19 protein-coding genes are annotated in these 26,214 nt (G+C 45.7%); 16 read left to right on the top strand and 3 right to left on the bottom strand.

Annotation, left to right across the window (positions count from 1 at the left end):
* Window positions 1-77 precede the first annotated feature (77 nt).
* Window positions 78-2,984 carry a TonB-dependent receptor gene (locus tag ACX5KA_RS07030; RefSeq protein ID WP_039221588.1) on the bottom strand — a complete coding sequence of 969 codons (2,907 nt, stop codon included), beginning with the start codon at window positions 2,982-2,984 and terminating at the stop codon, window positions 78-80.
* Between the two features lie 541 nt (window positions 2,985-3,525).
* Between ACX5KA_RS07030 and ACX5KA_RS07025 the strand changes: the two genes are divergently transcribed.
* The 5 genes from ACX5KA_RS07025 (at window position 3,526) to speA (ending at window position 9,044) form a co-directional block, all read left to right on the top strand.
* On the top strand, window positions 3,526-4,683 hold the full coding sequence (locus ACX5KA_RS07025; RefSeq protein WP_039221594.1) for an NAD(P) transhydrogenase subunit alpha: 1,158 nt from the start codon (window positions 3,526-3,528) through the stop codon (window positions 4,681-4,683).
* A gap of 2 nt (window positions 4,684-4,685) precedes the next feature.
* Entirely contained in the window at window positions 4,686-4,967 is a 282-nt protein-coding gene (locus ACX5KA_RS07020; RefSeq protein ID WP_014951245.1) for an NAD(P) transhydrogenase subunit alpha part 2, read from the top strand.
* Window positions 4,968-4,978: 11 nt separating this feature from the next.
* On the top strand, window positions 4,979-6,367 hold the full coding sequence (locus ACX5KA_RS07015; RefSeq protein WP_014951244.1) for an NAD(P)(+) transhydrogenase (Re/Si-specific) subunit beta: 1,389 nt from the start codon (window positions 4,979-4,981) through the stop codon (window positions 6,365-6,367).
* 185 nt (window positions 6,368-6,552) lie between these two features.
* Window positions 6,553-6,975, top strand: a complete 423-nt coding sequence (locus ACX5KA_RS07010; protein ID WP_014980649.1) for an arginine decarboxylase — start codon at window positions 6,553-6,555, stop codon at window positions 6,973-6,975.
* Between the two features lie 158 nt (window positions 6,976-7,133).
* Window positions 7,134-9,044, top strand: a complete 1,911-nt coding sequence (gene speA, locus ACX5KA_RS07005; protein ID WP_014951242.1) for a biosynthetic arginine decarboxylase — start codon at window positions 7,134-7,136, stop codon at window positions 9,042-9,044.
* A gap of 43 nt (window positions 9,045-9,087) precedes the next feature.
* Here speA and ACX5KA_RS07000 read toward each other — a convergent pair whose 3' ends face one another.
* Complete coding sequence (locus ACX5KA_RS07000; protein ID WP_458730752.1) at window positions 9,088-10,236, bottom strand: serine hydrolase domain-containing protein; 1,149 nt, start codon at window positions 10,234-10,236, stop codon at window positions 9,088-9,090.
* Window positions 10,237-10,535: 299 nt separating this feature from the next.
* On the opposite strand from ACX5KA_RS07000, the gene ACX5KA_RS06995 reads away from it, so the two are divergent.
* The 3 genes from ACX5KA_RS06995 to ACX5KA_RS06985 are packed head-to-tail and all read left to right on the top strand — an operon-like array spanning window position 10,536 to window position 13,459.
* Complete coding sequence (locus ACX5KA_RS06995; protein WP_458730751.1) at window positions 10,536-11,978, top strand: DNA-3-methyladenine glycosylase 2 family protein; 1,443 nt, start codon at window positions 10,536-10,538, stop codon at window positions 11,976-11,978.
* 14 nt (window positions 11,979-11,992) lie between these two features.
* Entirely contained in the window at window positions 11,993-12,541 is a 549-nt protein-coding gene (locus ACX5KA_RS06990; protein ID WP_061096149.1) for a methylated-DNA--[protein]-cysteine S-methyltransferase, read from the top strand.
* A 33-nt stretch (window positions 12,542-12,574) separates the two neighbouring features.
* Complete coding sequence (locus ACX5KA_RS06985) at window positions 12,575-13,459, top strand: DMT family transporter (RefSeq protein ID WP_458730750.1); 885 nt, start codon at window positions 12,575-12,577, stop codon at window positions 13,457-13,459.
* A 17-nt stretch (window positions 13,460-13,476) separates the two neighbouring features.
* Here the strand turns inward: ACX5KA_RS06985 and ACX5KA_RS06980 are convergent, their stop codons facing one another.
* Entirely contained in the window at window positions 13,477-14,898 is a 1,422-nt protein-coding gene (locus ACX5KA_RS06980) for a sensor domain-containing diguanylate cyclase (protein WP_338852650.1), read from the bottom strand.
* 231 nt (window positions 14,899-15,129) lie between these two features.
* On the opposite strand from ACX5KA_RS06980, the gene glmU reads away from it, so the two are divergent.
* From glmU to ACX5KA_RS06940, 8 genes are all read left to right on the top strand, one after another.
* Entirely contained in the window at window positions 15,130-16,488 is a 1,359-nt protein-coding gene (gene glmU / locus ACX5KA_RS06975; RefSeq protein ID WP_458730749.1) for a bifunctional UDP-N-acetylglucosamine diphosphorylase/glucosamine-1-phosphate N-acetyltransferase GlmU, read from the top strand.
* Between the two features lie 289 nt (window positions 16,489-16,777).
* Window positions 16,778-17,818 (top strand): Gfo/Idh/MocA family oxidoreductase, encoded by a 1,041-nt coding sequence (locus ACX5KA_RS06970; protein ID WP_039221615.1) that lies wholly within the window; start codon window positions 16,778-16,780, stop codon window positions 17,816-17,818.
* A 197-nt stretch (window positions 17,819-18,015) separates the two neighbouring features.
* Window positions 18,016-18,828: a DeoR/GlpR family DNA-binding transcription regulator gene (locus ACX5KA_RS06965; protein ID WP_039221926.1), complete on the top strand. Its 813-nt coding sequence runs from the start codon at window positions 18,016-18,018 to the stop codon at window positions 18,826-18,828.
* Between the two features lie 2 nt (window positions 18,829-18,830).
* On the top strand, window positions 18,831-20,663 hold the full coding sequence (glmS, locus tag ACX5KA_RS06960; RefSeq protein WP_171337237.1) for a glutamine--fructose-6-phosphate transaminase (isomerizing): 1,833 nt from the start codon (window positions 18,831-18,833) through the stop codon (window positions 20,661-20,663).
* 274 nt (window positions 20,664-20,937) lie between these two features.
* Window positions 20,938-21,924 (top strand): LLM class flavin-dependent oxidoreductase, encoded by a 987-nt coding sequence (locus tag ACX5KA_RS06955; protein WP_458730748.1) that lies wholly within the window; start codon window positions 20,938-20,940, stop codon window positions 21,922-21,924.
* Between the two features lie 124 nt (window positions 21,925-22,048).
* Window positions 22,049-23,071 carry an ABC transporter substrate-binding protein gene (locus ACX5KA_RS06950; RefSeq protein WP_458730747.1) on the top strand — a complete coding sequence of 341 codons (1,023 nt, stop codon included), beginning with the start codon at window positions 22,049-22,051 and terminating at the stop codon, window positions 23,069-23,071.
* 19 nt (window positions 23,072-23,090) lie between these two features.
* Window positions 23,091-25,016, top strand: coding sequence for an ATP-binding protein (locus ACX5KA_RS06945; RefSeq protein WP_458730746.1), 1,926 nt, complete (start codon window positions 23,091-23,093; stop codon window positions 25,014-25,016).
* Between the two features lie 104 nt (window positions 25,017-25,120).
* Window positions 25,121-26,197, top strand: coding sequence for a GGDEF domain-containing protein (locus tag ACX5KA_RS06940; protein ID WP_039221628.1), 1,077 nt, complete (start codon window positions 25,121-25,123; stop codon window positions 26,195-26,197).
* The last annotated feature ends 17 nt before the right edge of the window (window positions 26,198-26,214 follow it).

Raw genomic sequence — 26,214 nt, 5'->3', positions numbered from 1 at the left:
TCCTGAATAAAAACTGTGGCTACCAAAGGGTAGCCACGAATGTGGGGCCAACAAACGCCGGCCCCAATTACGCGAAACTAAAAGTTTCCGCGCACACCGAAGGCCCAACGTCTGCCGCTGTCTTCAACCAACAGCAAGTGATTAGAGAAGCGACCGCGCTTATGTACGAACTCTTCTGTAAGGTTAATACCTTCAAAGAAGATTTCTACATTGTCTGTCACGCTGTAGCTACCGCTAATGTCAAGCTGTTGATAAGACTCAACAATGGTTGGGCCGTCACCCTGCCCTTGTGTTAACGACTGAACAAATGCGTCACGCCAGTTATAGGCAAGACGAATTTGATAGTCGTCAGTTTCATAAAATGCCACTAGGTTGTAAGAATCGCTTAACCCAGTTAGCGCAAATACTTGGTTAATATCGAATGGATCGAGTTCGGCATCACTATCAACAATGGTTCCATTGGCAAGTACACCAAAGCCGTTGTCAAAAGTGTGCTGAAGCGCAATCTCGAAGCCGTCTACCGTCGCGTCTTCACCGTTATTTGGCAGTGTATTGGTAAACACCGCTACGTCGTCACCCGCATCTGGCGCGCTAGCGTTAGCGCCAGTAGAGGGATCTGTTAGCAGGCTGCCGTCAGCAAGCTCGAAGGTTTTGTCTTCTTGGCTATTAACAATAAAGTTCGATACCAGCTTTCTGAAGTAACCAATTGATGCATAACTTGCTTCGTCATAGTAGTACTCAAGCGACAAGTCCAAGTTATCCGATTTGAATGGCTCTAGTGCAGGGTTACCACTGGTAGACGTTAAATCACCACCTTGGCGGGTGGTCGTAACTACGGTTACCGGTGACATGCTGTTGAGCGTAGGGCGAGTAATGGTAGAGCTCGCCGCAAAGCGCGCAATTAAATCGTCGGTAATTTCTAAACGTACGCTGAAGTTAGGTAATAGCACGTCGTAATCAGACTCAGTGGCAATACTTTGCGCATCACCAAAACCAGCCAGCATTTCGGTTTGATCCAGAATCGTTAAGCCCGTTATTGGCGCTTGCGTTCCGTTAACCGTCACATCCGTCATTTCATAACGCACACCTGCGGTTGCGCTTAAGAACATGTCTGCAACTTCGCCTTCAAAGTCGAATTCCATATAGGTAGAGATAATATCTTCTTCAACTTCAAAGCTGTTGTTACGGCGCACCGCATCAAAACTAATCGAATCACCATTTACGCTTTGATAGTAAGATTCTAAAAACGCAAAGTTGGCTTCGCCATCATGGGCAAGCCAAGAGGTGGGCATGCGACCGCTACCACTCACATCAGAGAGGAAGTCGCTGCCCGCGTCAAAAACGTATTGGCTGCCCGCTGGGATCTCAGGTAAGTCGGGGTAACCACAGTAAGTACAGTGAATCCCTACACCTTCATTGTCCCAACGGGTAAGTGATTTGGTTTCGGTGCTGTACTGTGCGCCAAAGCGAATTTCAGTTAGGCCGCTTCCATCTGTTACATATTCGCCGTCAAAGCGCAGTTGGCTCACTTCGTCTTCTACTGCCCAGCCTCGACGCAGCATTACGTGAGCTCGGCTATTAGCCTCATCTAAGTGATTGCTTACTCCATCAGGTGTCAGTGCAGGGTTGTATATAGGGAAACCGTCAGGACCTGTAACAATCGCGCCATCCAGTTCTTGTTGGCCACTGTAAATATTGGCATTAGGCGAGGCGAACATGCTGGCAACAGGTAAAATGTTGTCGTCTACTTGGAACCGTACGCGGTTGGCATAACCGATAAGTGAAAGCTGATCGCCGCCACCGTTATTGGCTTCGCGTTCGGCTTCTGAATGACTTAAATCAAACGATAAATTCAGATTATCAGAGTACTGGTAATCAAAGTTAAGGCCTATGGCATAGGTATCAGTTAAACGGTCGAACGTTTTGGCGTGCATATCTGTCGCCAAACCTACCTCTTGGTATAAATCGACAATAGTACCGTTTGCATCAACCGTTGGGCTGCGGCGATTGCCGTTTTCATCAAACAGGCTGCCGTCATCACCTACACCCTGAATGTTAGGTGCGGTAAACCAGTGGCCGTACGACGTTGCTTCAGACTCTACGTCAAAATCTGAATACAGTGCGTCAGCAGTTACAACCAGTTTGTCGTTAGGTGCATATTGGAATACAAGATTAGCGTTTGTTCGGGTACGCTCTTCAAAGGTCACTTTGTGATCGTAGTTTCGCGGTGAAAATACATTGCCTGTCCAAGCGTCGCCTGACTGCGTAACAGGGTTTGGCACGCCAACGTTCTCTAGCCAACCGTCCATTTGAGCCTGGTTAAGGCGAGTCTCACGCTCTTGGTGTGAAACGGCAAGTAATACACCGAAGGTGTCGTCGTTGAAGGTGTTGCTAATAAGGCCTGAAAATTGCGGCGTAGTTTCTTCACTATTTTCGTCGTACACGCCTTTTACTGAGCCCGCCATTTTAAAACCGTTTAATGCAAACGGGCGCGCGGTATTAATATTAATGGTAGAGCCTACACCACCAGACTGCATTGTGGCCGTTGACGTTTTATGCACGTCAAGGCTGCTTACTAACTCAGAAGCAATCGTGTCGAAACTGAACGCACGCGAATCGTTTTCAGACGCCATCTGACGGCCATTTACCAACACGGTGTTAAACTGTGGTCCAAAACCACGTACGGTAATTAGCTGGCCTTCACCGCCTGAACGGTCAATAGATACGCCGGTAATACGCTGTAGTGATTCAGCTAAGTTGGTATCGGGAAAATCACCGATGTCTTCTGCGCTAATGGCGTCGACTACGCCAGCAGAGCTGCGTTTAACATCCATCGATTTTGCAACCGATGAGCGGATACCACTTACCTCAATCACTTCGACGTCTTTATTGGGTTGCGCGTCTTGGGCAAATGCACTATTAGCAGAAATAGCCGACGCTAAAACTGCTGCCACTGAGCATGCAAGCTTGGTTTTCCTATACATGATGGTGTGTGTCCTAATCGTTAATTTTAATGCGCCTTGTGGTGTGCACCCCACTTGGCTTTCTCTCACAGCATTTCGCTGTTAATTCATCAAGACGACACGGTTTGTAAAATCCCCCAAATTTATTTAACAATTTTTTAAATTAATTGAATCGCCTTGTTTAAAAGGCGTGATTTCCTCGTCATCGATTAGCGTATTTCACCTTTACGTGTGTTTAAAAAATAAACAATTATTGATATATTCACAAAATAAATGCTTCTTTATCCACTTCATTTATCGCCTGTATGCCATTTCTATATAAATATTAGTTATGACTCGTAAGCAAATGATACTAGTGATGTATGACCATATAGCGTAGCTTTGCCCCAGTTTCGCTTGAAAAATAAGCGGAATGAGGGGTGCTATTCGAAGCAAAATAAATACAGAAATTGCCTGTTCTGTTTTTGATTTCGCTAGAGAATACTAGGCATAAGTGAATAAAATGGCTTAGTAATGTTTAAAGGGTGTCATTCTCGGATAGCCGGAATGTGAGGAGAAGCGTGTGAAAATCATAATATTAAATGAATCAAAAGCGCCAGATCCGCTAAATAATGTGGAGAAGCGATGTGCGGCTACACCTAGTAGTGCACAGCGTCTGGTGAAAAAAGGGGCGACCTTACTGCTAGAAGCGGGGGCGGGCGTACACTCAGGGTATTCAGATAAAGAATACAAAGAGGTAGGCGTAACTGTCATCGATGATGTGAATGATGCATTATCAACAGCAGATATGTTGGTGGCGGTGAACAAACCCACCGATGCACAGCTAGCGTTGATGAAAAAAGGGGCCATTGTGGTAGGCCATCTCGACCCTTTCTTTCAGCAATCGCTTGTTGAGTCTATTGCAGAAAAGGGGCTAACCGCTATTTCTGTAGAGATGATCCCTCGTTCTTCTCGTGCACAAAAAATGGACGCATTGAGCTCGCAAGCGAGCCTTGCTGGTTACGTAATGGTGATGCAGGCGGCGAATCAGTTGCCATCAATATTACCTATGATGATGACACCGTCAGGAACAATAAAACCAGCAAAGGTATTTATTATTGGCGCTGGCGTAGCGGGTCTTCAAGCTATAGCAACCGCGAAACGCTTAGGCGCAAACGTACTTGCTTATGACACCCGCCCTGTGGTGGCTGAGCAAGTAGAATCGCTAGGTGGCAAATTCCTTAAGATCGACATTGGGGAAACAGGCCAAACGAAAGACGGTTATGCAAAAGAACTGACCGATGAACAAAAAGCGAAGCAGCAAGAAGCGCAACGCGACGCGATTGCCGACTCTGACATTGTTATTACGACAGCGCAGTTATTTGGTCGCAAACCACCAGTGCTTATCTCAAAAGATACATTAGCACTCATGAAGCCGGGTAGTGTGGTTGTAGATATGGCTGCAACATCAGGTGGTAATGTTGAAGGCTCGGTTGCTGGCGAAACCGTTGAAGTTAACGGTGTAAAGGTAATTGGTAATGGTAACTGGAGCCAGTATGTGGCTAAAGCCGCCACCGACATGTACGCCAATAACATCTACAACCTTGTGGATGAGTTCTTTGACGATGAAACCAAAACCTTTGGGCTTAATTTAGAAGACGACATTCTGGCCGGCTGTGTTATTACCCACGACGGTAACATCACCAACGACATGCTTAACAACGCATACAAAGGAGCCTAATCATGGAAATCATTTACCTACTTTTCATCGTGCTACTGGCTGCTTTTTTGGGTTTTGAGTTAATTCGAAAAGTCCCAGCAACCTTGCATACACCTCTAATGTCCGGCTCTAACGCGATATCGGGTATTACGTTAGTGGGAGCATTGGTAGCCTCGGGTAGCGACAACAATTTGCTAACGACCATTCTTGGTACCGCAGCGGTGGCGCTGGCCAGCATCAACGTGGTGGGTGGTTATCTCGTTACTGATCGCATGCTTGGCATGTTCAAGAAAAAAGATAAATAAGGAGTACGCAAGTGAGTGATATCGTAACCGTAATAAACCTTGCGTACGTAGTAGCTGCGGCACTATTTATACTAGGACTTAAGTTACTTAGCCATCCAGATACCGCGAAAAAAGGTAACTTTATTTCTGCCATTGGTATGCTGGTTGCTGTCGTCGTCACCCTGCTTGACCAGCAGATTATTAGCTATCATTACATCCTGCTAGGTTTTGTTATTGGTGGCGCCTTTGGTGCGTGGAAAGCCAAGACCGTTGAAATGACGGCAATGCCGGAAATGGTGTCGTTATTTAATGGCTTTGGTGGCGCAGCGTCATTGCTTCTGGGTTGGGCAACATTAGCCGGAATGAGCCTAATTACCCTTAAAACTGAAAGTGCGTTTACTTTTATTACCCTGTTTTTCACAATTTTAGTTGGGGGAATTACGTTCTCTGGCTCGGTGGTAGCCTGGGGTAAGTTGTCAGGAAAAATGAGCTCTAAAGCCGTTATTTTCACAGGGCTTCGCGAGCTAAGCATCTTGCATCTAATTGGCATGGTGGTGATTGGTTATTTCTTTACTACCGACCCAAGCAACCCACTTTGGATTTACTGTGCTATTGCGTTGTCACTAAGCTTCGGCTTGTGGGCTACCATTTCAATTGGTGGTGCAGATATGCCGGTGGTTATTGCGCTTTTAAATAGCTACTCAGGTGTAGCAGCGTCGGCGGCAGGTCTTGCTACAGGCAACACAATATTGATTGTTACCGGTTTACTAGTAGGCGCGTCAGGCTTAATTCTTACCAATATTATGTGTAAGGCCATGAACCGTTCATTGATGAATGTGTTGTTGTCTGGCTTTGCCAAGCCAGTAGAAGCCGGCGAAAAAATAGAAGGCGAGATTAAAGTACTGTCGGCGCAAGATGCATTTTATGTATTAGAAGCAGCGCAAGCAGTACTGGTGGTGCCTGGTTATGGTATGGCGGTTGCGCAAGCGCAGCACGCGGTACGTGAACTTCAGTCGTTGCTAGAGGAAAATGGCTGTACGGTTGATTACGCCATTCACGCTGTAGCGGGGCGTATGCCGGGCCACATGAATGTGTTATTGGCAGAAGCTGACGTGCCTTATGACCAACTATACGAGATGGATGACGTTAACCCTCGTATGGAAAACTATGACGTGGTTATTGTTATCGGTGCAAACGATGTAGTTAACCCAGCAGCCAAAGAGATGAAAGGCAGCCCTATTTACGGAATGCCAGTTATCGAAGCACATCGTGCGAAAACGGTCTTTGTACTTAAGCGTTCTGCGAATGCCGGTTTTGCCGGTGTAGACAACCCGCTGTTTTTCAAAGACAACACGCGCATGGTTCTGGGTGACGCTAAAGACACCATTAACAGCATTATTCGCGAGTTCGGAGACGACTAATACAGCGTATCTCTTTGATACATCTTCTATAAAGGCCTGTTTAAACACAGGCCTTTTTATTGGGTATTAAACTTAATTACAAAGTACTCAACTATAGTTGTAGTTGATGCTTATCAGCTCTAGTATGTGAATGCTATAGATGTTGAGTTAGCTATTCATATAGTCGCATAGAGATGTACGAGTAAATGTCTACGACCCCTTTTCATATTGAGCCGTTTAGAAATTGTATTTTGGTCACGCTTCGCGGTAAGTGGGATATGTCCACGAACATTCAGTACCTTGCTAAGCTTTCTGATTGCTTGAAAACCCGTAAAGGCCGACCCTTTCACTTATTTGTAGACATGCGTAGTTGGCAAATCCCCAATTCTGATACCTTCAATCAAATAAAAGCGCCCATTAAGTTAGATAGGCGAAGTCAGCTCAGCGAGACATGGCTAGAAGATGAAGCAACCGATGCTGATCACATTGCAGAGAAGTTTTTTAGCGCGCCATCAATTAAACTGGGATTTGAACTTGAACGTACTCAAAACATCTCAGAGTTTATAACCCTTTGTGAAGAAAAAGCAGATAACGTTGTTATAGATTATGTTCGAACTTGGATAGGCTAAAAAAGCCCGCGTTCGATAAACAAAATTCGTCGAGACAATAGATATTTTATATCGCAACAACTATCGCGTTCAGTCTTACGTTGACTATAATACGCTGCTTATTTTCGCACTTTCTATGCTAGGTATTGGCCTAGCCCACTTACAAATAGGTGAATAAATTGTCAGATTGGAGCATCGAAGAAGCGGAGCGCGTCTATGGCGTGTCTCAATGGGGTGGCGGCTATTTTCAAATTGGTGAAAACGGCAACGTCCATATTACCCCTGTTCCTGAAGATCCTAGCATTCGAATCGACTTTAATTCGGTAATTGAAGATATCCGCAAAGAAGGCGTACAGTTTCCTGTTGTTGTGCGCTTCCACGATATTCTGCGCTCGCAAGTTGCAGGCTTGAACAAAGCATTTAGAAGCTCCATCGAAGAAGCCGAATACCAAGGCCAGTACCAAGGTGTGTATCCGGTAAAAGTAAACCAAATGCGCGAAGTCGTTGAGGAAATTGTCGATGCGGGCAAGCCATTTAACTATGGCTTAGAAGCGGGGTCAAAAGCCGAGCTTCTGACTGTGCTTGCCATGAATACTAACGAAGAGTCTCTGACTATCCTAAATGGTTATAAAGACGACGAAGTTATGCGTCTTGCGCTGTTAGGAAGAAAGCTGGGTCGCCGCGTTGTGGTAGTAGTTGAAAAATACACCGAGCTTCTTCTTCTGGTAAAAATAGCCAAAGAGCTGGATATCGATCCTATCATTGGTGTGCGCTCAAAAATGACGGTGAAAGGTCGTGGTAAGTGGGAAAGCTCTGGTGGTGAACGTGCGAAATTTGGTTTAACCATTACTGAGATCATTAACGCAGCCCGCTACCTTGAAGAGCAAGGCATGGCGCACTGCTTAAAGCTACTTCATTTCCATATTGGTAGCCAATTAACAGACATTCGTGCGGTTAAAGAAGCGGTAACCGAAGGCGCGCGTATTTACGCAGACCTTCACAAAATGGGCTTCGAGCTAGATTATGTTGATGTAGGTGGTGGCCTTGGTATCGATTACGACGGCAGTAATTCAACTAATGAATCGTCGCGTAACTACAGCATGCAAGAGTATGTTGCTGACGTTGTCTATGGCATGAAGGAAATGTGCGACCTTGAAGGCGTACCGCATCCGCATCTGGTTAGTGAAAGTGGACGTGCAATCACTGCGCATCACAGCTGTGTTATCACGGAAATTGTGGGCGAAATTAAGTCGAATGCGTCGCAAATGGATACATCAGCAAAAGCGGGTGAACACTTCTTCCTTAAGAATATGCGCGAACTTGCAGACACGTTTGATGAACAAACGAACATGCATGAAATTTACAACGATGCGTCGCAGTACAAAGAGCAAGCGCTAGATGCATTTAAATTACGCGTGTTGTCACTTGAAGAGCTGGGCAAAATCGAAACGCTGTACTGGCAAATTATGGGTCGCTTACAGCAGTGGTATCGCAACGAAGAATATGTTCCAGAAGAGCTTCAAGAGCTAGATTACAGTTTATCGTCTCAGTACCTTTGTAACTTCTCTGTATTCCAGTCGGCTGCTGATACATGGGCCATCGACCAGTTGCTGCCGGTAGTGCCTCTTATTCGTATGAATGAAGAGCCAACGGTTAATTGCTCGCTAGTGGATATTACCTGTGATAGCGACGGTAAAATTGATCAGTTCACTATTGGCCGTGAAATTACTGACGTACTGCCAATGCACCCACTTAAGAAAGATGAGCCGTACTACATTGGTTTGTTCTTAACGGGCGCTTATCAAGACGTTATGGGCGATATGCACAACTTGTTTGGTCGCTTAAATGAAGTGCATATTTACAGCTATGACGACGATCCTGAAGACTTTTACATTGAAGAAGTGGTGAAGGGCTCGTCGGTAGAAGATGTACTTAACGTTATGCAGTATAACCCGCGCGCAATGGCATCAGACGTAAAACGCATGATAGACAAGCAAGTGTGGGACGGAAAATTGAACCCTCGTGAAGGGGTTCGCTGGACTGATTTTTACGAAAACTGTTTGGCAGGTTATACCTATTTAAAACAGTAGCGTTTAATATCTGAATGAAAGTACCGAAAAGCCGATGCCGATATTACTTATCTGCGTCGGCTTTTTTCAAGTAACGCTTCCAAAACTCGGCTGTTGTTGAATTAATCATATTCGACTCTGCGTTCATCAGCATCACATAGCCAACTTTGTGTTCAGGCAAAAACGCCACGTCAGCGCGATAGCCTTTTACCCAACCCCCATGATAGTTAAGTTGTAATCCATTTAAGTCGTAAATACGCCAACCCAAACCATAGTGAGCATCGTCAATCATGCCGCGCCAACCTCTTCGGTAGGTTTCACGCTTCGTTTTCACGCGCTCTGTAGTGACATAGTCCACCATTTCATCGGATATGACCGTGGGGAACTCGCCTAGCAGCGCTTGTAGATAAATCGTCATATCTGAAATGCTAGCGTTAACGCCAGCAGCTGGAGAGAACCGGTAGTAGTTGCTTTCTACCTTTCCCTCGCGCCATTTATTTCTGGCGATAGCAATATGAGGTTGAGCCCATGATTCTGATGCAAGCAATCCGCCTTTTCCAACACTAGCTGTTTTCATGCCTAGTGGTGCAAACAGATTGGCCTGAAGCTGTCGTGAGTAAGAGGTATTATTGTTGCTGAAGTAGTATTCCAGCGCACCAAAGAGTGCATTTTGATAGGTATAGCATTCACCCGGCGCACACAGTGGTTCAAGCTCGCCCAGGGATTTAAGCACGCGCTCCAGCGAGTAGTCAGCTTCAATAAGGTTGTCGTAAGCGTTGGGCATAAAGCCACTAGATTGGCCCACGATATGTTGCAGTTGCAGCGCATTCATTCCTTTGCCTTTAAAAGGAATGTCGGGTAATAAGGTGGTTATCGGCGTTTCCCAGCTAAGCTGGTTTTTTTCTACAAGTTTAGCTGACAACAACGCAGTAAAGGTTTTTGAAACAGAAGCTAGCCTGAATACTGTGTTCTCTGTAACTTTCTCTCCGCCGCGTTTGCGGGTTCTTCCATATACGTAAACCCTTGGCGCTTTGCCCTGTTCATAAAACACAAACGCATAACCAGGCACGTTGTATTTTGAAGCTTCCTTTTGAACGTAACTAGCATAGTCATCAAGCCAATCCGCAAAAGCGCTTTGTGTAATGACCATTAGCATCGCTATCAGCCAAATTTTAGACAGGCGCAGCTTGAAGGTGCGCAAAGAGTTCAGCATACAGTCAGCTCGTTAAGCCTGTGGTTTTCTGATACATCCATCAGGCGCTCATTATTATTATCGCATTATTATGCGTTTAGCTGCTCCAATGATCAAATGTCGCTAATTATGCTCACTATCTCTTCAATGATTTGATTTATTCTAGTGGTAAGCGAACCGTTGTAAGAATATGCAAGAAGGGAAGAAAAGTTTGACTAGCAAGGTTTGTAATTATTGAGTTCTGATTTTGTCGCACCAACAGGGCCAATGCACGATACACTAGATAAAGGTGATAAACGACAGGTGGGAAGCGCATTCTAATGCCAGACAATCTTTTTGTCTCAGACATGGGGGCTTCAGAAAACTCAACAACTGCAGAGTCAGTGCTTTCAAAAGCAAGACTTAGCAGAGATCCGCGCTTTGACGGACGATTTTTTGTGGCGGTAAAAACAACCGGTATTTTCTGTAGGCCAATCTGTCCAGCGCGACTTCCGAAAGAAGAGAATGTGACTTACTTTCAACACGCCACACAGGCAATGGCACATGGTTATCGTCCATGTTTTCGCTGCAGGCCTGACAGTGCACCTCGTTCAGCGGCGTGGAAAGGAGTGGGCGCAACGATTAACCGAGCGTTGTCGCTGCTATCTGTTATTCCCATTGAGCGGGTTGCGGACATTGCTATGCGGTTGGGTATTAGTGAGCGTTATCTAAATAAGTTGGTCGTCAATGCTGTGGGCATACCACCTAAGCAGTTTCAAAATATGCAGCGCACTTTGTTTGCAAAGCAGCTTATTCAACAAACTCATTTATCTATGACAGATATCGCAATTACGGCAGGCTATCAATCCCTGAGACAACTGCAGCGGGCCATAGAGCAATATTGCGCTACGTCTCCTACCCAGCTTAGAAAAAAAGAGCCGGTTCAACAAAAGGTTATCTCTTTATTTCTTTCATATCGGCCGCCGTACAATTGGCCCTATGTACGAGATTTCTTGGCAACCCGCGCTATTGAAGGGATGGAACGAGTAACGAACGAGAGCTATGAACGATACTTTTCATGCAATGAAAGTTTAGGCTTTTTTAAAGCCATTCACGACGAGGCGCGCCACGGGTTCAAACTTCTCATTGATATGCCAGATCTAGGTTGTCTTCATACGATAATTGAAAACATAAAGCAGGTATTGGATCTTCACGCTGACCCGCTGTTAATTGAACAAAGCCTATTGCAGTCTGGATTGCCGCCGAGCAAGTTAACGCCTGGGCTACGCCTTCCCAGTGCATGGAGCGTATTTGAAAGCGGCTGCCGAGCTATTGTAGGCCAGCAAGTTAGTGTAAAAGCGGCTATTGGCCAGCTGACTTTACTGGTACATCAGTTGGGCGAAACGGTATCTGATGCGCTCCCGTCAAACGGTCTTGAATCTATAACGAGTGAACGCTACAGCTTTCCCTCGCCTGAAAGTGTGGCCGAAAACAGTCTTGAATTCTTACGTATGCCACAGGCGAGGAAAGAAGCCGTACGTCATTTTGCTCGTTTATTCATAAACGGTAACATGCCAAGCCATGAAGACATACTCGCCATTAAAGGCGTGGGCCCGTGGACGCTCGACTATTTAAAAATGCGGGGGGAGAGAAACCCTGATATTTACCTTGGCGGCGATTTGATCGTTCGTAAAATGGCCCAGCAGTACCCCATAGCGCCCGAAAAAGCGGCACCTTGGCGCAGTTATTTAACCCTTCAATTGTGGCAGTTAAGCAATCAGTAAAGAGAGTCGTTAGTATGAAATATACAGATTTCGTGAACAGCATACAGGGGCTTGTTAAAGTTGAAGCCACTGATAAAGGCATAACGGCTATCGAGTTCGTGAGTGCCGCTGAATCAGATGATACGGCCAACGCGAAGCAGGGGGTTATAGGCAGAGAAACTGCAGCGCAAGAAAGCATGCTAAGCAACGGCTTTCATTCGCAAAAAAACGCCATCACCGAAGCAGCGTGCAGTCAGTTACAGGCATACTTTGACGGTACGTTACGCGAGTTTGACCTACCGCTTTGCCCTAAAGGTACGGCGTTTCAGAATCAGGTGTGGGATGCTTTGCAGCACGTTAAATACGGCGAAACCGCTAGCTATTTAGATATCGCAAAAGCCATTGGCAAGCCAAAAGCTGTCCGCGCCGTGGGTATGGCAAATGGTCGTAACCCTATTGCTATTGTTGTACCTTGCCATCGTATAATCGGAAGTAATAAAACCCTAACGGGCTACGCAGGTGGTTTACCGCGTAAGCAGTATTTACTTAATTTAGAAGGAGCCCAAGGGGTGCTGGGGCTATAAAAGAATGGGTGATAAGAAAATGGTGATAAAAGAATGGCAATAAGAGACATTATCTCGCTGCTGGTGTTAGCCGGTATCTGGGGCGGTTCATTTATTTTCATGCGTGTTGCCGCACCAGAATTTGGCATTTATGTATTAGTAGCCATTCGTACCGTGCTTGCTACAGCGGTATTGCTACCATTGCTGTTAATACGGGGGTCGGTAAAAGACATAAAACGCCACTGGTTGGCCATTGCGCTAGTGGGCATGGCTAACACTGCGGTGCCTTTCGTCCTGTTTAATTACAGCAGCCTACATTTAGAGGCAGGGGTGAATGCCATTTTAAATGCCACGGCTCCTATGTTTGGCGCCATTGTCGCTTGGCTGTGGTTAGGTGACAAACTAACAAAGTCAGCAGTAGCGGGGCTTTTTGTAGGCTTTGTAGGCGTAACCGTTATTAGTCAGCAAAAGCTCGGCGAGGGCGATATTAGTTTTCTTCCTATTTTGACTGCATTATTGGCCACCACTGGCTACGGCATAGCGGCATGTATGATGAAAAAATGGCTACAAGGGGTTAAACCTTTAGTTGTTGCAACAGGTAGTCAGGCCATGGCAAGCGTAATGCTGGCACCTTTCGCCCTTGCAACTCTCCCCGCCACTATGCCAAGCGTAAATGCGTGGGTTAACGCGGTAGCGCTGGCTGTCGGTGGCACGGGCATAGCGTATATCTTGTATTTCAAACTCATAGCTGACATCGGCCCAGCCAAAGCCATTACCGTAGCTTACTTAGTACCACTATTTGGCATTATTTGGGGTGTACTGTTCTTGCAAGAGCACTTATCGATTCAAACCATTGTGGGTGGTTTAATGATTTTATTCGGTGTGGCGTTAACCACAGGCGTTCTCAAAAGAAAACGCCTCAAAATTAAACCTGCTTAGATTAGCTTGAACTAGGGCTAGTCAATCAGCTGCATTCTTACTAAATTGCTGCCGTCGCGCTTGGCTTGATAAAGCGCGTCTTCCGCGTGCGCTGTTACTTCGTGCATAGCGCGCGGTGACGCAGTGTAAGAAATACCAATAGAAGCGGTAATCACAATTTCCGGTAACTCTTGCAATGGTGAAAGCGTAGCTATGCCATGTCGAAGGTTTTGCGCTATATCAAAGGCTACATGGGGGCCCGTGTGTGGCAACAAGATTATAAACTCTGCGCTACTCCATCTACCCAATATATCCTGGTCGCGCATATGTTCAGCTAAGTAAGAGACCACTTTATCAAGAATGTCATCTCCCGCATTACGGCCGTGGGCGTCTACAATATCTGAAAATTCGTCAACGCTTAGCAACATTACGCTGAGTGATTTGTGCTCGGCTAACAGCGTTTTATAAATAAGCTGCAAGTTATCTTTTTCAGGAAGTCGGTTGCTGTGACGTACCACCAAGTCTGGCTGCATATCTTTTCTGAAATAGTACAGTAGATTGTAGATAAGTAAGAACAGCGAGAAGACAACAACCAGCAGCGTTACCACGCTAAAAATAAACGCTTGAGAAATCTCTGCTTGGCGGTCTTCAAGCGGACTTAAAAGAAACACAGTCCAACCAAATTGATTCAGCTTAACTTCCGCAATCAGAAAGTCTTTTTGGTCAATAGTGACCAGCTTGTTATTCAGCGCCTGCTCGCTTTGAATTGTCACTGGCAAACTCGCGTACCAAGGCAACTCGGACAAGTTGGTGAATTCTGAGTAAGAGGCGATAAGACTTGGATCTGAAGACAACATAATATCGCCTTCACTATCCACGAATAAGAAGTCATAGCCGTATTCTTGTTTGTAGGTATCGAACACTTCGATAAAGCTGCGCAGGCTTTTTCCTACACCGAAAAAACCTAAAAAGCGGCCATTTTCGTCGTGAATTTTAATATCAATATAAAAGTGTGTGTCTTCCCATTTACCAATATCGGCAACGGCATCAGCGGGATAATCGCGATATTTGAAGTACCAGCTTACTTCACCTTCGATAAGGTTGATAATACTGCCGTCAGAATTATATTGCTTTCTGTCTGCCTCGCTGGCGATAAAGAAAGATAAACCAAACTCATTTTCAAGGCGATCCAATGTCTTAAAAACAGCATCTTGATCAATTGTTTCTCCATCCATCAAGTCTACCAACTCAGTGGAATGCCCTAATGCTTCAGAAATATGTAGAGGCTTAAGAAGTTGCTCGACGATAAGCGATATTGCAGGCGACAGTGACTGCTGCTGTGCGCGACTTTGTTCGGCAACGATTTTTGAAATACTGAAATGAACCAGTGTCACAATAGCGATAACCACTACCGCAAATAACACCAGAATACTTCTATGTAGTGTACGAAATGTGTTCACAGACTGCGCATGCTCCCTTGCCTGACTGAACCTAACCTAAGTGTTGAGTATACCTGTTGCAATAATGAACTACTAGGCGGTTTCTTTTAACTTAGACTAAATAACGAAGAGCAAAAGCGCAATGTGAAGTCGTCCGGTCAGACCTCAAAGTGAATCAATCGCTGACATATTGTTGGGCCTTGGTTACACTATACTCCGATTTTCATTCTCTTTGCGAAATAAAGGAATTATATGGCTTTCTCAGTGGTTGTATTAGCAGCGGGTAAAGGTACCCGTATGAAATCGTCGTTACCGAAGGTATTACACAAAGTAGCTGGTGTGCCTATGGTGCAGCGCATTATCAACACAGTAAAATCACTGGGTGCTGACAATATTCATTTGGTCTACGGCCATGGCGGCGACCAGCTAAAGGCAACGGTTGTTGAAGACAATCTAAACTGGTGCTTACAGGCCGAACAGTTAGGTACAGGCCACGCTGTTCAACAAGCTGCACCCCACATTAAAGATGATGAAGACGTGCTTGTACTTGTTGGCGACGCACCACTTATTCGCGAAGAAACACTAAGTGCATTAAAAGCAGCAAAGGAAAGCTGTGATTTAGCACTGCTCACTGTAAATTTAGACGACCCCACAGGTATGGGCCGCATTATTCGCGAAAATGACAATATTACCGCGATAGTCGAGCACAAAGACGCCACTGATGCTCAGCGTGAAATCAAAGAAATTAACACTGGCATGATGATGATGTCTGGCGCTGATCTTAAGCGTTGGTTGGGTGAGTTAAGCAATGATAACGCGCAAGGCGAGTATTATCTTACCGACGTTATTGCCATGGCAGCGGCCGAAGGCAAGCGAATTCAGTCAGCACAGCCACAGTCTGCGGTAGAAGTGGAAGGCGTTAATAATCGTTTGCAGCTAGCTAACCTAGAACGCGCGCTTCAGCGTCGCCAAGCCGAAGAGCTAATGACCAATGGCGTAACCTTGCTGGACCCCGCTCGCTTTGACCTACGTGGTCAGCTTGAAACCGGTAACGACGTCATTATCGACGTTAACGTTATTATTGAAGGTAAGGTTACGCTTGGTAGCAACGTCAACATTGGTGCAAACTGTATTCTGCGCAACTGTACTATTGCCGATAACGCTGTAATTGAAGCTAATTCTATTATTGAAGAAGCCAGTGTAGGTGAAGCTTGCATAGTTGGGCCTTACGCAAGGTTGCGCCCTGGTGCAGTAATGCAGAAAAATGCCAAAGTGGGTAACTTCGTTGAAATGAAGAAGGCTATTTTAGGTGAAGGCGCCAAAGCGAATCACTTAACCTACCTTGGCGACGCTGAAGTGGGTGCTAAAGCGAACATTGGCGCAGGCACAATTACCTGTAACTACGACGGTGTGAACAAGTCCAAAACCGTCATCGGCGAAAATGCCTTTATCGGCTCAAACTCGTCGCTTGTCGCGCCTGTAAACATTGGCAAAGGGGCTACGGTAGGTGCTGGTTCCGTGATCACGTCAACCGTAGACGAAGACGCGCTAGCCGTTGCCCGCGGTAAGCAGCGCAATATTCCAAATTGGCCGCGCCCGACCAAAAAATAAAGACGTACCCTAATTAAAGCTCGCTAACGGGTTATATGATGAGATAGGGCTGGCAAACACAAATAGTGATTAGCTAGCCCAGTTTCTTCTTCAGTCCCATCAAAATATCGCCCAGTCAGAAAGATGACAAAATCAGAGGGCTTGAATTAACGTCCACTGTGTCGCTGTAAACGCAACTCATTCAGCTATCTGTCTTCTAAATAATGAACCATCTGAGGTTTCCCCTATCTATCATTACTGATAGTGTGTGTTTACTTACCTCTTGATTCTTTTTAAATAAGGATATGCGATGATATCTACCCTTCTGGTTGGCTTTGGATTTTCCGCCACAACCTTTCATTTGCCATTTCTAAATTATCTACCGCAGTTCTCTGTCGATGTGGTTATCTCTTCAAAACCTGATGTGGTTAACGCAGTTTTACCCCATGCTGAAGTGTATGGCTCGTTGGAAGAAGCGCTTAAAATTCACGATGTAGACTTGGTGGTTATTACAACCCCAAATCACCTTCATGGGCCACAGGCGAAACTGGCATTAGAGCACAGTTGTCACGTATTGGTAGAAAAGCCATTTACATTAGATAGTGAAGAAGCAGAAGCTTTAGTAGAGCTTGCACATTCTCAAAATAAACAGCTTTGTGTTTATCACAACAGACGTTTTGATGGCGATTTTCTTACGATTAAGCAGCTAATTAACGATGGAAAACTTGGCGACATTAAACGTTTGGAAAGCCGCTTCGATCGATTTCGCCCGGTACCACGAGACAGGTGGCGTGAAAATGCAGGGCCAGGAAGCGGTATCTTCTGGGATTTGGGTCCCCACTTAATCGACCAAGCGCTACAGCTTTTCGGCGAGCCGGAAGAAGTGTCGGCAAACATACAGGCCTTGCGTGAAAATGGGCAGTCAGACGACACGTTCGATGTAACTCTTCACTATGTTGATAAAGTTGTAAAACTAGGTAGTTCAGCCTTTCAGGGAGGAGCAACATTGCGCTACGACTTGCAAGGCACAAAAGGCAGCTTTCGAAAGTTCTATTTAGATCCGCAAGAAGATCAATTGCGTGGAGAGCTATCCTTTGATGATGAACACTGGGCGATTACAAAAGATAACGAGCATGGCGTGCTAGCTGTGGTCAATGAAAGCGGCCAGCTAGTTGAAGAGACGGTGACAACATTGAAGGGTGAATATCTCACGTTTTTCAATCGCCTTGCTCACGCTATTGAAGACGGTAAATTCTCGCCGGCTGACGCAAGTACGGTCGTACCTGTTATCAAAGTCATTGAGCTAGCCATAAAAGCGAGTGCTCAAAAGAAATCGCTGGCGTTTAATTAAACAATTACCTTGATCGTCGTTTCAATTTAACTTACGATACTTTCACTTTAAAACTAATAGCTTTCGTTTTGAAAGTTATGGTTGAATGTTGAAGATGTGTTTGCGGACTGTTTTGCAGACTTTTCATGGCTTGTTCTCAATTGGAACAACGCGTACAGGAAGGTTTAGCGAGAAGGCAGCAAGAGCATGAGGTTATATTGAAAAGTAGTAAATCAGTTGAACAGCGCCGCCAGCAGATAGTGGCGTGGGTGAAAGAGCATGGTCAATCACAAGTTGAAGATTTGGCCGTGCGTTTTGCTACGTCTGAAGTCACCATTAGAAAAGATCTCGCAGCCCTTTCGCAGCAAGGTTTACTGATTCGACAGTTTGGTGGCGCAGTGCCTGTACCATCATCTACCAACTCAAATGCTGGGCCATCTCAATTTATTACCAATGACCCTTCCACGAATTCAACTACTAGCCCAGCAATTAACGCTATAGGCCAACTTGCAGCGAGCTTGGTTAAACCAGGCAATAAGCTCGTTATAGACTGCGGGTCTACCACCGCATCCATCTTGCCCCATTTATCCCATATCGATGATTTAGTGGTAATGACCAACACGTTATCAACCGCCAATTACCTTACTCAAAGTGAAAAAGAGCCGACGGTGTTAATGGTAGGGGGCACATGGGATGCCCAATCACAGTCGTTTCAAGGCGCTATGGCTGAACAGTTGGTTAGTGCCTATAGTTTTGACATTGCGTTTATTGGTGCCGCGGGCATAGATGTCAACAGAGGCACCACCACCTTTAACGAGCTTATTGGTGTAACCCGCGCCATGGCTGTGGCGGCGAGTAAGGTGGTTATAGTAGCCAGCTCAAAGAAATTAACGCATAAAATGCCTAACCTAGAGCTAAGCTGGAAAAACATTTCTGTTTTGATCACTGATGAAGGCATTTGTGAACAAGACAAACTTAATATTGAAAATCAGGGCGTGACAGTACTTATTGCAGCGCCGAGTGGAGAATAGTTATGTGTGGAATAGTTGGCGCTGTAGCTGAGCGAAACGTAGTTGAAATCCTATTAGAAGGTTTAAAAAGGCTAGAGTATCGCGGCTATGATTCAGCTGGCGTAGCGCTACTGCAAGGCGACGGCACGCTTACACGTATTCGCCGTACAGGCAAAGTACAAGAGCTTGCTGATGCGGTGGCAGAAGGCGAAGCACTTGGCACGACAGGTATTGCCCATACCCGTTGGGCAACGCACGGTGGGGTGACAGAAGCGAACGCACACCCACATTTCTCAACTGATCGTGTTGCTGTAGTGCACAACGGCATTATTGAAAACTACGTTAACTTAAAAGCACAGCTAAAAGAGCAGGGCTATACCTTTACCAGCGACACCGACACAGAAACTATTGCTCACACCGTACACGAAGAGCTTAAGTCAGGTAAGACTTTACTAGACGCTGTGCAAAGTGCCGTTAAAACCTTCCACGGTGCGTATGGCACCGTTATCATGGATAAAGAAGACCCAAGCCGCGTGGTCGTTGCACGTTCGGGCAGCCCGCTAGTCATTGGTTTAGGGCTTGGCGAGAACTTTATTGCTTCGGACCAAATGGCATTATTGCCAGTGACACGCCGATTTATCTTTTTAGAAGAAGGCGATGTGGCAGAGATTACTCGTCGCGACGTTAAAATCTTCGATAAAGACGGCAATGCTGTTGAACGAGAAGTGATTGAGTCGAATATCGAGCACGACGCGGGTGACAAAGCGGGTTACCGCCACTATATGCTTAAGGAAATTCACGAGCAGCCAACCGTTGTGCGTAATGCGCTTAAAGATCGTATTGACGAAAACGGACTTACCGCAGACATATTTGGTAAAGGTGCTGACGAGATATTCAAAAAAGTACAGCATGTACAAATTATTGCCTGTGGTACCAGCTACCATGCGGGTATGACGGCGCGCTACTGGCTAGAGCAATATGCAAATGTGTCGTGCAATGTAGAGATTGCATCAGAGTTCCGTTACCGCAAGTCAGTGGTGCATCCAAACAGCCTGCTTATTACTATCTCTCAATCAGGTGAGACAGCCGATACGTTAGCTGCCCTTCGCTTAGCAAAAGAGCTGGGCTATATGTCTAGTTTGACTATCTGTAACGTTCAGGGTTCGTCATTAGTACGCGAGTCAGACCTTGCATTTATGACCCGCGCTGGCGCGGAAATTGGCGTAGCGTCTACCAAAGCCTTCACTACTCAGCTCACTGCGTTCTTAATGCTTACCCTAGCGCTGGGCAAAGAAAACGGCATGACAGACGCTGACAGCAAAGCTATTGTCTCTGCGCTTCATAGTCTACCTGCAAAGCTTGAAGAGACCTTAGCCATCACTGGCGGCATCGAAGACTTAGCTGAAGAGTTTGCTGATAAAAACCACAGTTTGTTTCTAGGTCGTGGCGATCAATATCCTATTGCCATGGAAGGGGCGCTTAAGCTTAAAGAGATTTCTTATATTCATGCGGAAGCGTATGCGTCTGGTGAATTGAAACACGGCCCGCTTGCGCTAATTGACGATGAAATGCCGGTAATTGTAGTTGCACCTAACAACGAACTCCTCGAGAAGCTAAAGTCGAACGTTGAAGAAGTACGTGCCCGTGGCGGCATCATGTATGTATTTGCGGATAAGGATGCGGCGTTTGAAGGTGATGAAACCATGCGTGTTATCGACGTACCGCACTGCGACGAGCCAATCGCACCTATCATTTATACCTTGCCGCTACAGCTATTGAGCTACTACGTAGCGCTAATTAAGGGTACCGACGTTGACCAGCCGCGTAACTTGGCGAAGTCGGTTACGGTGGAATAAAGTACACTGCTGAAGCGCTTTTTCGTGCTCACGAACAAAGCCTGCGACTGACAAAAGCGCAGGCTTTTTTGTTTTCAATAGGCGAGTATTGGCTGGTTCTTAAGTGGCTTTCCTGCAAGCTCATGCCTCACTATTATTTCGTTTCTCTTTTCACCACTCTCACTTCATCGATAAACCTTCTCCATCCGTCTTACTTTGTCAGGTAAGGCAGTTGTAAAACGAGGAGTAAGGTCATACCTATAAGTCATACCAAGTTTCAACATTGCGAGGCAACATGGCTATCCCATACTCACTGCTAGATTTAGCGCCAATATCTGAAGGGTTTGGCGTAAAAGACGCGTTAAACAATTCAAAGTTAATGGCTATGGAAGCTGAGCGCTGTGGCTATGAACGTGTATGGTTAGCCGAGCATCACGGCATGCGTGGTGTTGCCAGTTCTGCCACCTCAGTAGTGTTAACGCACATTGCTAACGCTACCTCGATTATTAAAGTGGGTGCTGGCGGTATTATGCTGCCAAACCATGCACCTTTAGTCATTGCTGAGCAGTTTGGCACCTTGGCTGAATTATTTCCCAATCGCATAGAGCTTGGACTTGGCCGAGCACCAGGCACTGATATGGCAACCGCACGCGCGCTTCGTCGCAATTTGCAAAGCGATGTAGACAGTTACCCAGAAGATATTCAAGAACTTCAGCACTACTTGGGTACACCGCAAGACGGGCAGCCAATTGTTGCAGTACCTGGGGCAAATACTCATGTCCCCTTGTGGCTACTTGGTTCTAGCTTGTACAGTGCACAAGTGTCGGCAAAAATGGGGCTGCCATATTCGTTCGCTTCGCATTTTGCGCCCGATGCGCTGTTCGATGCGCTTCATGTGTACCGCAATATGTTCAAACCGTCGTCTCAGTTATCAGCGTCAAAAGCTATGGCTGGTGTAATGGTGGTGATTGCTGAAACCGATGAAGAGGCTGAACTCCTATTCACGTCAGTGAAGCAGCAATTTATGAACATGCGACGTGGTCTTAATAGACCCTTCGCTAAGCCTATGCCTGACTTTGACGAATATTGTACGGCGACTGACGAAGCAATGTTAGCAAATGTATTGAGGTATGCGTTGGTAGGGTCGAAAGAAACGGTGCAAAACAAGCTAGCTCAGTTTGTTAAAACGACGGGTGTTGATGAAATTATCGTGTCGATGCCGATTTACGATATAGAAGCGCGCTTATTTAGCGTTAACGCATTTGCGGAAATCGCATCTTAGTTTTTAGAAAGCTATTCCCAGTATTGAATATTTGGTAATAACTGCCACTATGAATGACCTTCGAATAACTTTATGATACGCCTATATGTGCGTATTTTCAGTTAGTTGTGTTAGGTTCACAGTCATGACAAAGGTCTGGTTTTCTCTTCTTTTCGCCTTATCTTCTTTGATGTGGGGCACTAGTGCCGCCTCTGCGAACGAAACCCTGGACCTGATTATTCTTGAAACACTGCCTGCTCCAATTGTCGCTGATTCGCGCGCCGCGTTCGAAAAGGAACTTGCGCGGATAATGCCCGATCACGAGATTAACGTAACATCGTATAACGCCGAAGGCTCTGAAGTTCGTGCTAAGGAGATACTTACCGAGCTTGTACAACACCCAGCGCCTGATCTTATTGTATCGGTGGCGACCCTTGCCACCAGAGCGCTGAATGCGTCTGAAGCGTTTGTTGATGTACCTAAGCTGTTTATGGCGGTCTCAGCACCGGTTGAAGAAGGAATAGTTTCTGCTATTGGTGCGGTTAGTGAACGCAACATGACGGGCGAGTCACACGTGCTTGACGCAAAGGTGAAACTAGACATGTTAGAGGGCGTGCTCAGAGCGTCTAAACCCTCATCGCTTTTTACCATCGGTCTTGTCCATTCTACATACCCATCGTCAAGTAACTTGGTTAATCAACTTCTGGCACTGAATGGTGACTACGAGAACATAAATCTTGTTGCTGTTAGTACACCGTATATAGAAGGCGATGATGGACTGGTTGAAATGACTGACAGCATCATCAACAGCTTGCAGCAAAAAACAAACGAGCTGGATGGTTACTGGCTTTCATCTGGGCCGCTCGCTGAATCGAATGACTTAGTAACAAAGGTAAAAGAAGCTACGGGACTGCTTCCTTTATTCGCAGAAAGCATTTCCTCTGTGAAAGAAGGCGCGCTTCTTGGCGTAGTATCTGAGCCAGCGAGTATTGGTAAATCAGCTGCAAGAAAAGCCAAGCTAATTCTTGAGAAAAAATCGGCGAGGGACATTCCCGTTGGTAAAATGGATACGTACACTGTAGCGGTAAATGTGTCTACAGCAATCAAACTACAGTTGCCCATTCCTTCAAATTACTTGAAGCTGTCAAAAAAACATGTGTATCAATAAGGCCTAATTAGAAGTAAGTATGCGGATTAAATCGAAACTGCTGGTTATCTACATTCCAATTTTATTAATTGGTATGGCACTTACTGGGTATTGGGCTTATTTGACGGCGTACGATTCAGTACGCGAAAGAGAATATCAGCTCCTCACTCAGACGCTTACATTAAACGTCTTAGAGATCATCGACGAAAGACGTGAACTGCTTATTGAGTCGGGCCTAGAGAATGTGCCTGTGTTTCGCGAGGCCTATCAAAAGGAAGTGTTTGAAGAGCTAAAGTCGTTGCAGCAAGCCACCGACCGCCACTTTACTATCAGTGACAAGAGTGCCGATACCGTGGTGTTTAGTACGATGGAGCACACTGTGGTTCCTAATGTCGAAGATGCGACAATCGCAACCATTGCCAGTCGTAAGGTCGCCTTCGGTGAGTCGAATATTAACGATGCTGACGTGTTATTTGCGTGTGCGGAATTTGCGCCGTGGAATTGGAAAGTTACCGTATTGCAGCCTGCTGATGCACTGCAATCTTCCCTATCTACTATTGCGTGGCTAACGTCACTAGTAACGCTATTTGCTGTCGTTACTGTTAGTTTGCTTATGGGAAGAGTCACACAGGTGTTTGTTGTTGCTCCTATCGAAAAAATAAAATCAGCAGCAAGTCGCATTGCCCTTGACCATAAGAAGGTCAGTATAGACTTACAGCAGAACGACGAGTTAGGTAGTTTAGCGCGAGACGTTGAGGCAATGTCTGGTGAAATAGAGCAATACGTTGCTCAAGCTCAGCAAGCAAACCGCGCAAAAACCGATTTTCTTGCAGTGATGAGCCATGAGATTCGCACGCCGTTAAACGGTATCCAAGGACTGGCAACGCTGCTTTTAGATACACAACTTTCTGACAAGCAGCATCAGTATGCCAGCGATTTGAAATCATCGGCGTCTATTCTAGCTAACGTTATCAACGATGTTCTAGATCTCTCAAAGATTGAATCAGGTATGTCAGAGGTTGACGTTACAGAGTTCGATCTTGACGCAATGCTGAATGACCTTATTACGCTACTCGGTACCAATGCTAGCGCCAATAGTACGCGTTTGGTTTACAAAAGTAAGAACATGGAATCGGTGGCAGTAACCAGTGATATTACGAAGTTACGCCAGATAATCATTAACTTGGTGAGTAATGCAATTAAGTTTACTCATAAGGGCACGGTGACTATTTCCGCCAAACTCAAACAGCCTTCACGGGATACCGTGAGCGAGAACCATTTGGTAATTGCAGTTAAGGATACCGGTATTGGCATTGAGCCAGACAGACTCGAGCATATTTTCGATAAGTTTACGCAGTCCGATTCATCAATTACGCGTAAATACGGTGGCAGTGGGCTAGGTCTTGCTATTGCAAAGCAGCTTGCACAAATATTAGGTGGTGATATTAAGGTGGTGAGCAAAGTCGGTGAAGGTTCATGTTTCACCGTTACCGCCAACGTGCAGAGTCGTCGCATGGTGGAGACGTCGGCCGATTTAGATTCCGCGCGACAAGCAGAGCGCGCTAGCTTACCAGAAGGTATTAAAGTTCTGTTGGCTGAAGATAATGCCATTAATGCTGTGGTAGCACAGGCACTCTTAGAACAGCTGAAATGTGATGTTGAGCACGTTGATAATGGACTGAAAGCCGCTGCACGAGTAGAAGAGGGCGGTATTGATGTTGTTTTCATGGATGTGCACATGCCAGTGATGGACGGCATTGAAGCGACAAAACGCATTCGAAAGCTTGATGGAGAGCTTAGCAAAATCCCAGTTATCGGGCTCACCGCCGAAGCATTCAAAGAGCGTCACGTGTCATTTAAAGAAGCGGGGATGGACGACATCGTTACCAAACCTGTCACCGTTGAGGCACTGCAAGAAAGTTTGTCGAAACTGGCGCTTAATCAAGAAGTCACTGATAATAGTTAAAGTGATGCAGCTTCAGTAATTTGAAGTTGTAAGAGCCCGTGGGGGATTTCGCCATGGGCTAATATATAGATGCTTTAACAGTAACTGATTGCTTAAGGTGGCGTGTGCAAATCAATAAACCCCGCGAGCTACTTCGGCTGAGAATTGCGCTGATCATTGGTGCTGTACTTGTGCTTGCCTTTATGGCTGCTGACTTGATGCTACTACCAAGCAGCATGTACGAGCTGTACATATTCGACCGCTTACTTCTTCAATTCCCTATAATACTCGTCGTTGTTGTACTCTCCTTCTGGCGCAGGTTCATTCAGCATCGAGCCTACATTTTCGCTGGGTTACTTATTGCGCTTTCTTACAGCAACTACTGGTTAATATGGGTTTGCTGGGAAGAGCACAGCTTCATTTTCCCCTACGAGGGCACCATTTTATATGCTTTCTTCTGTGTGTTTGCGCTGGGTATTGCCTTTAAATTAGCGCTAGCAGCCAACGTCATCAACATTCTGGGTTTCTTGGGGTTAATGTGGGTTGCGCCGGTTTATGGTGACAGAGTTCCAATTTCAATGGCATTTGTATCTGGGTCGTTGTTTATTTGTGTCTATGCCCGTTATCGGTTAGATCGCAGCGTACGCATGTTAAAAGAAACCAATGACAGGCTACTTAAACTTAGCAAATTTGACCCCTTATCTGATTTATTGAATCGGCGTGCGTTACGAGAGCAGAGTGAAAAACTGTTGGCGTTGAGTAAGCGTCATAAAGTGTCGATGGCCGTGATGATGCTCGACTTAGACGACTTTAAAAAATATAACGACTGTTTTGGTCATCAGCAGGGTGATGAAGCCATAAAAATACAAGCCCGCATTATGAAGCAGGTCTTTAAGCGAGAGACAGACATATTAGGTCGGTACGGTGGCGAAGAGTTTATTGTTGTATTGAGCGACATTCAGAAAGAACAAGTTGAGAAGCACTGTGATGCGCTTTTGAACAAGTGGAAAGAAGCCGCATTAGAACATGCACAAGATGCAAAGCATCCTTTAATGAGTTGTTCCATTGGTGTGGTGTTTGCCAAGTCGGCCGAGAACATGTCAATTGATTGCCTTATTGACGAAGCAGATAAAGCACTTTACGAAGCAAAAGAAAAAGGTAAAGCCCAGTTTGTATTAAATCAGGCGCAGTACTTAGAATAACACTGCGCTTTTTTACG

This window comes from Alteromonas alvinellae (genome assembly GCF_902705805.1).
Note: the sequence above shows the minus strand (reverse complement) of the source record. Positions and strands in the feature narration are given on the sequence as shown.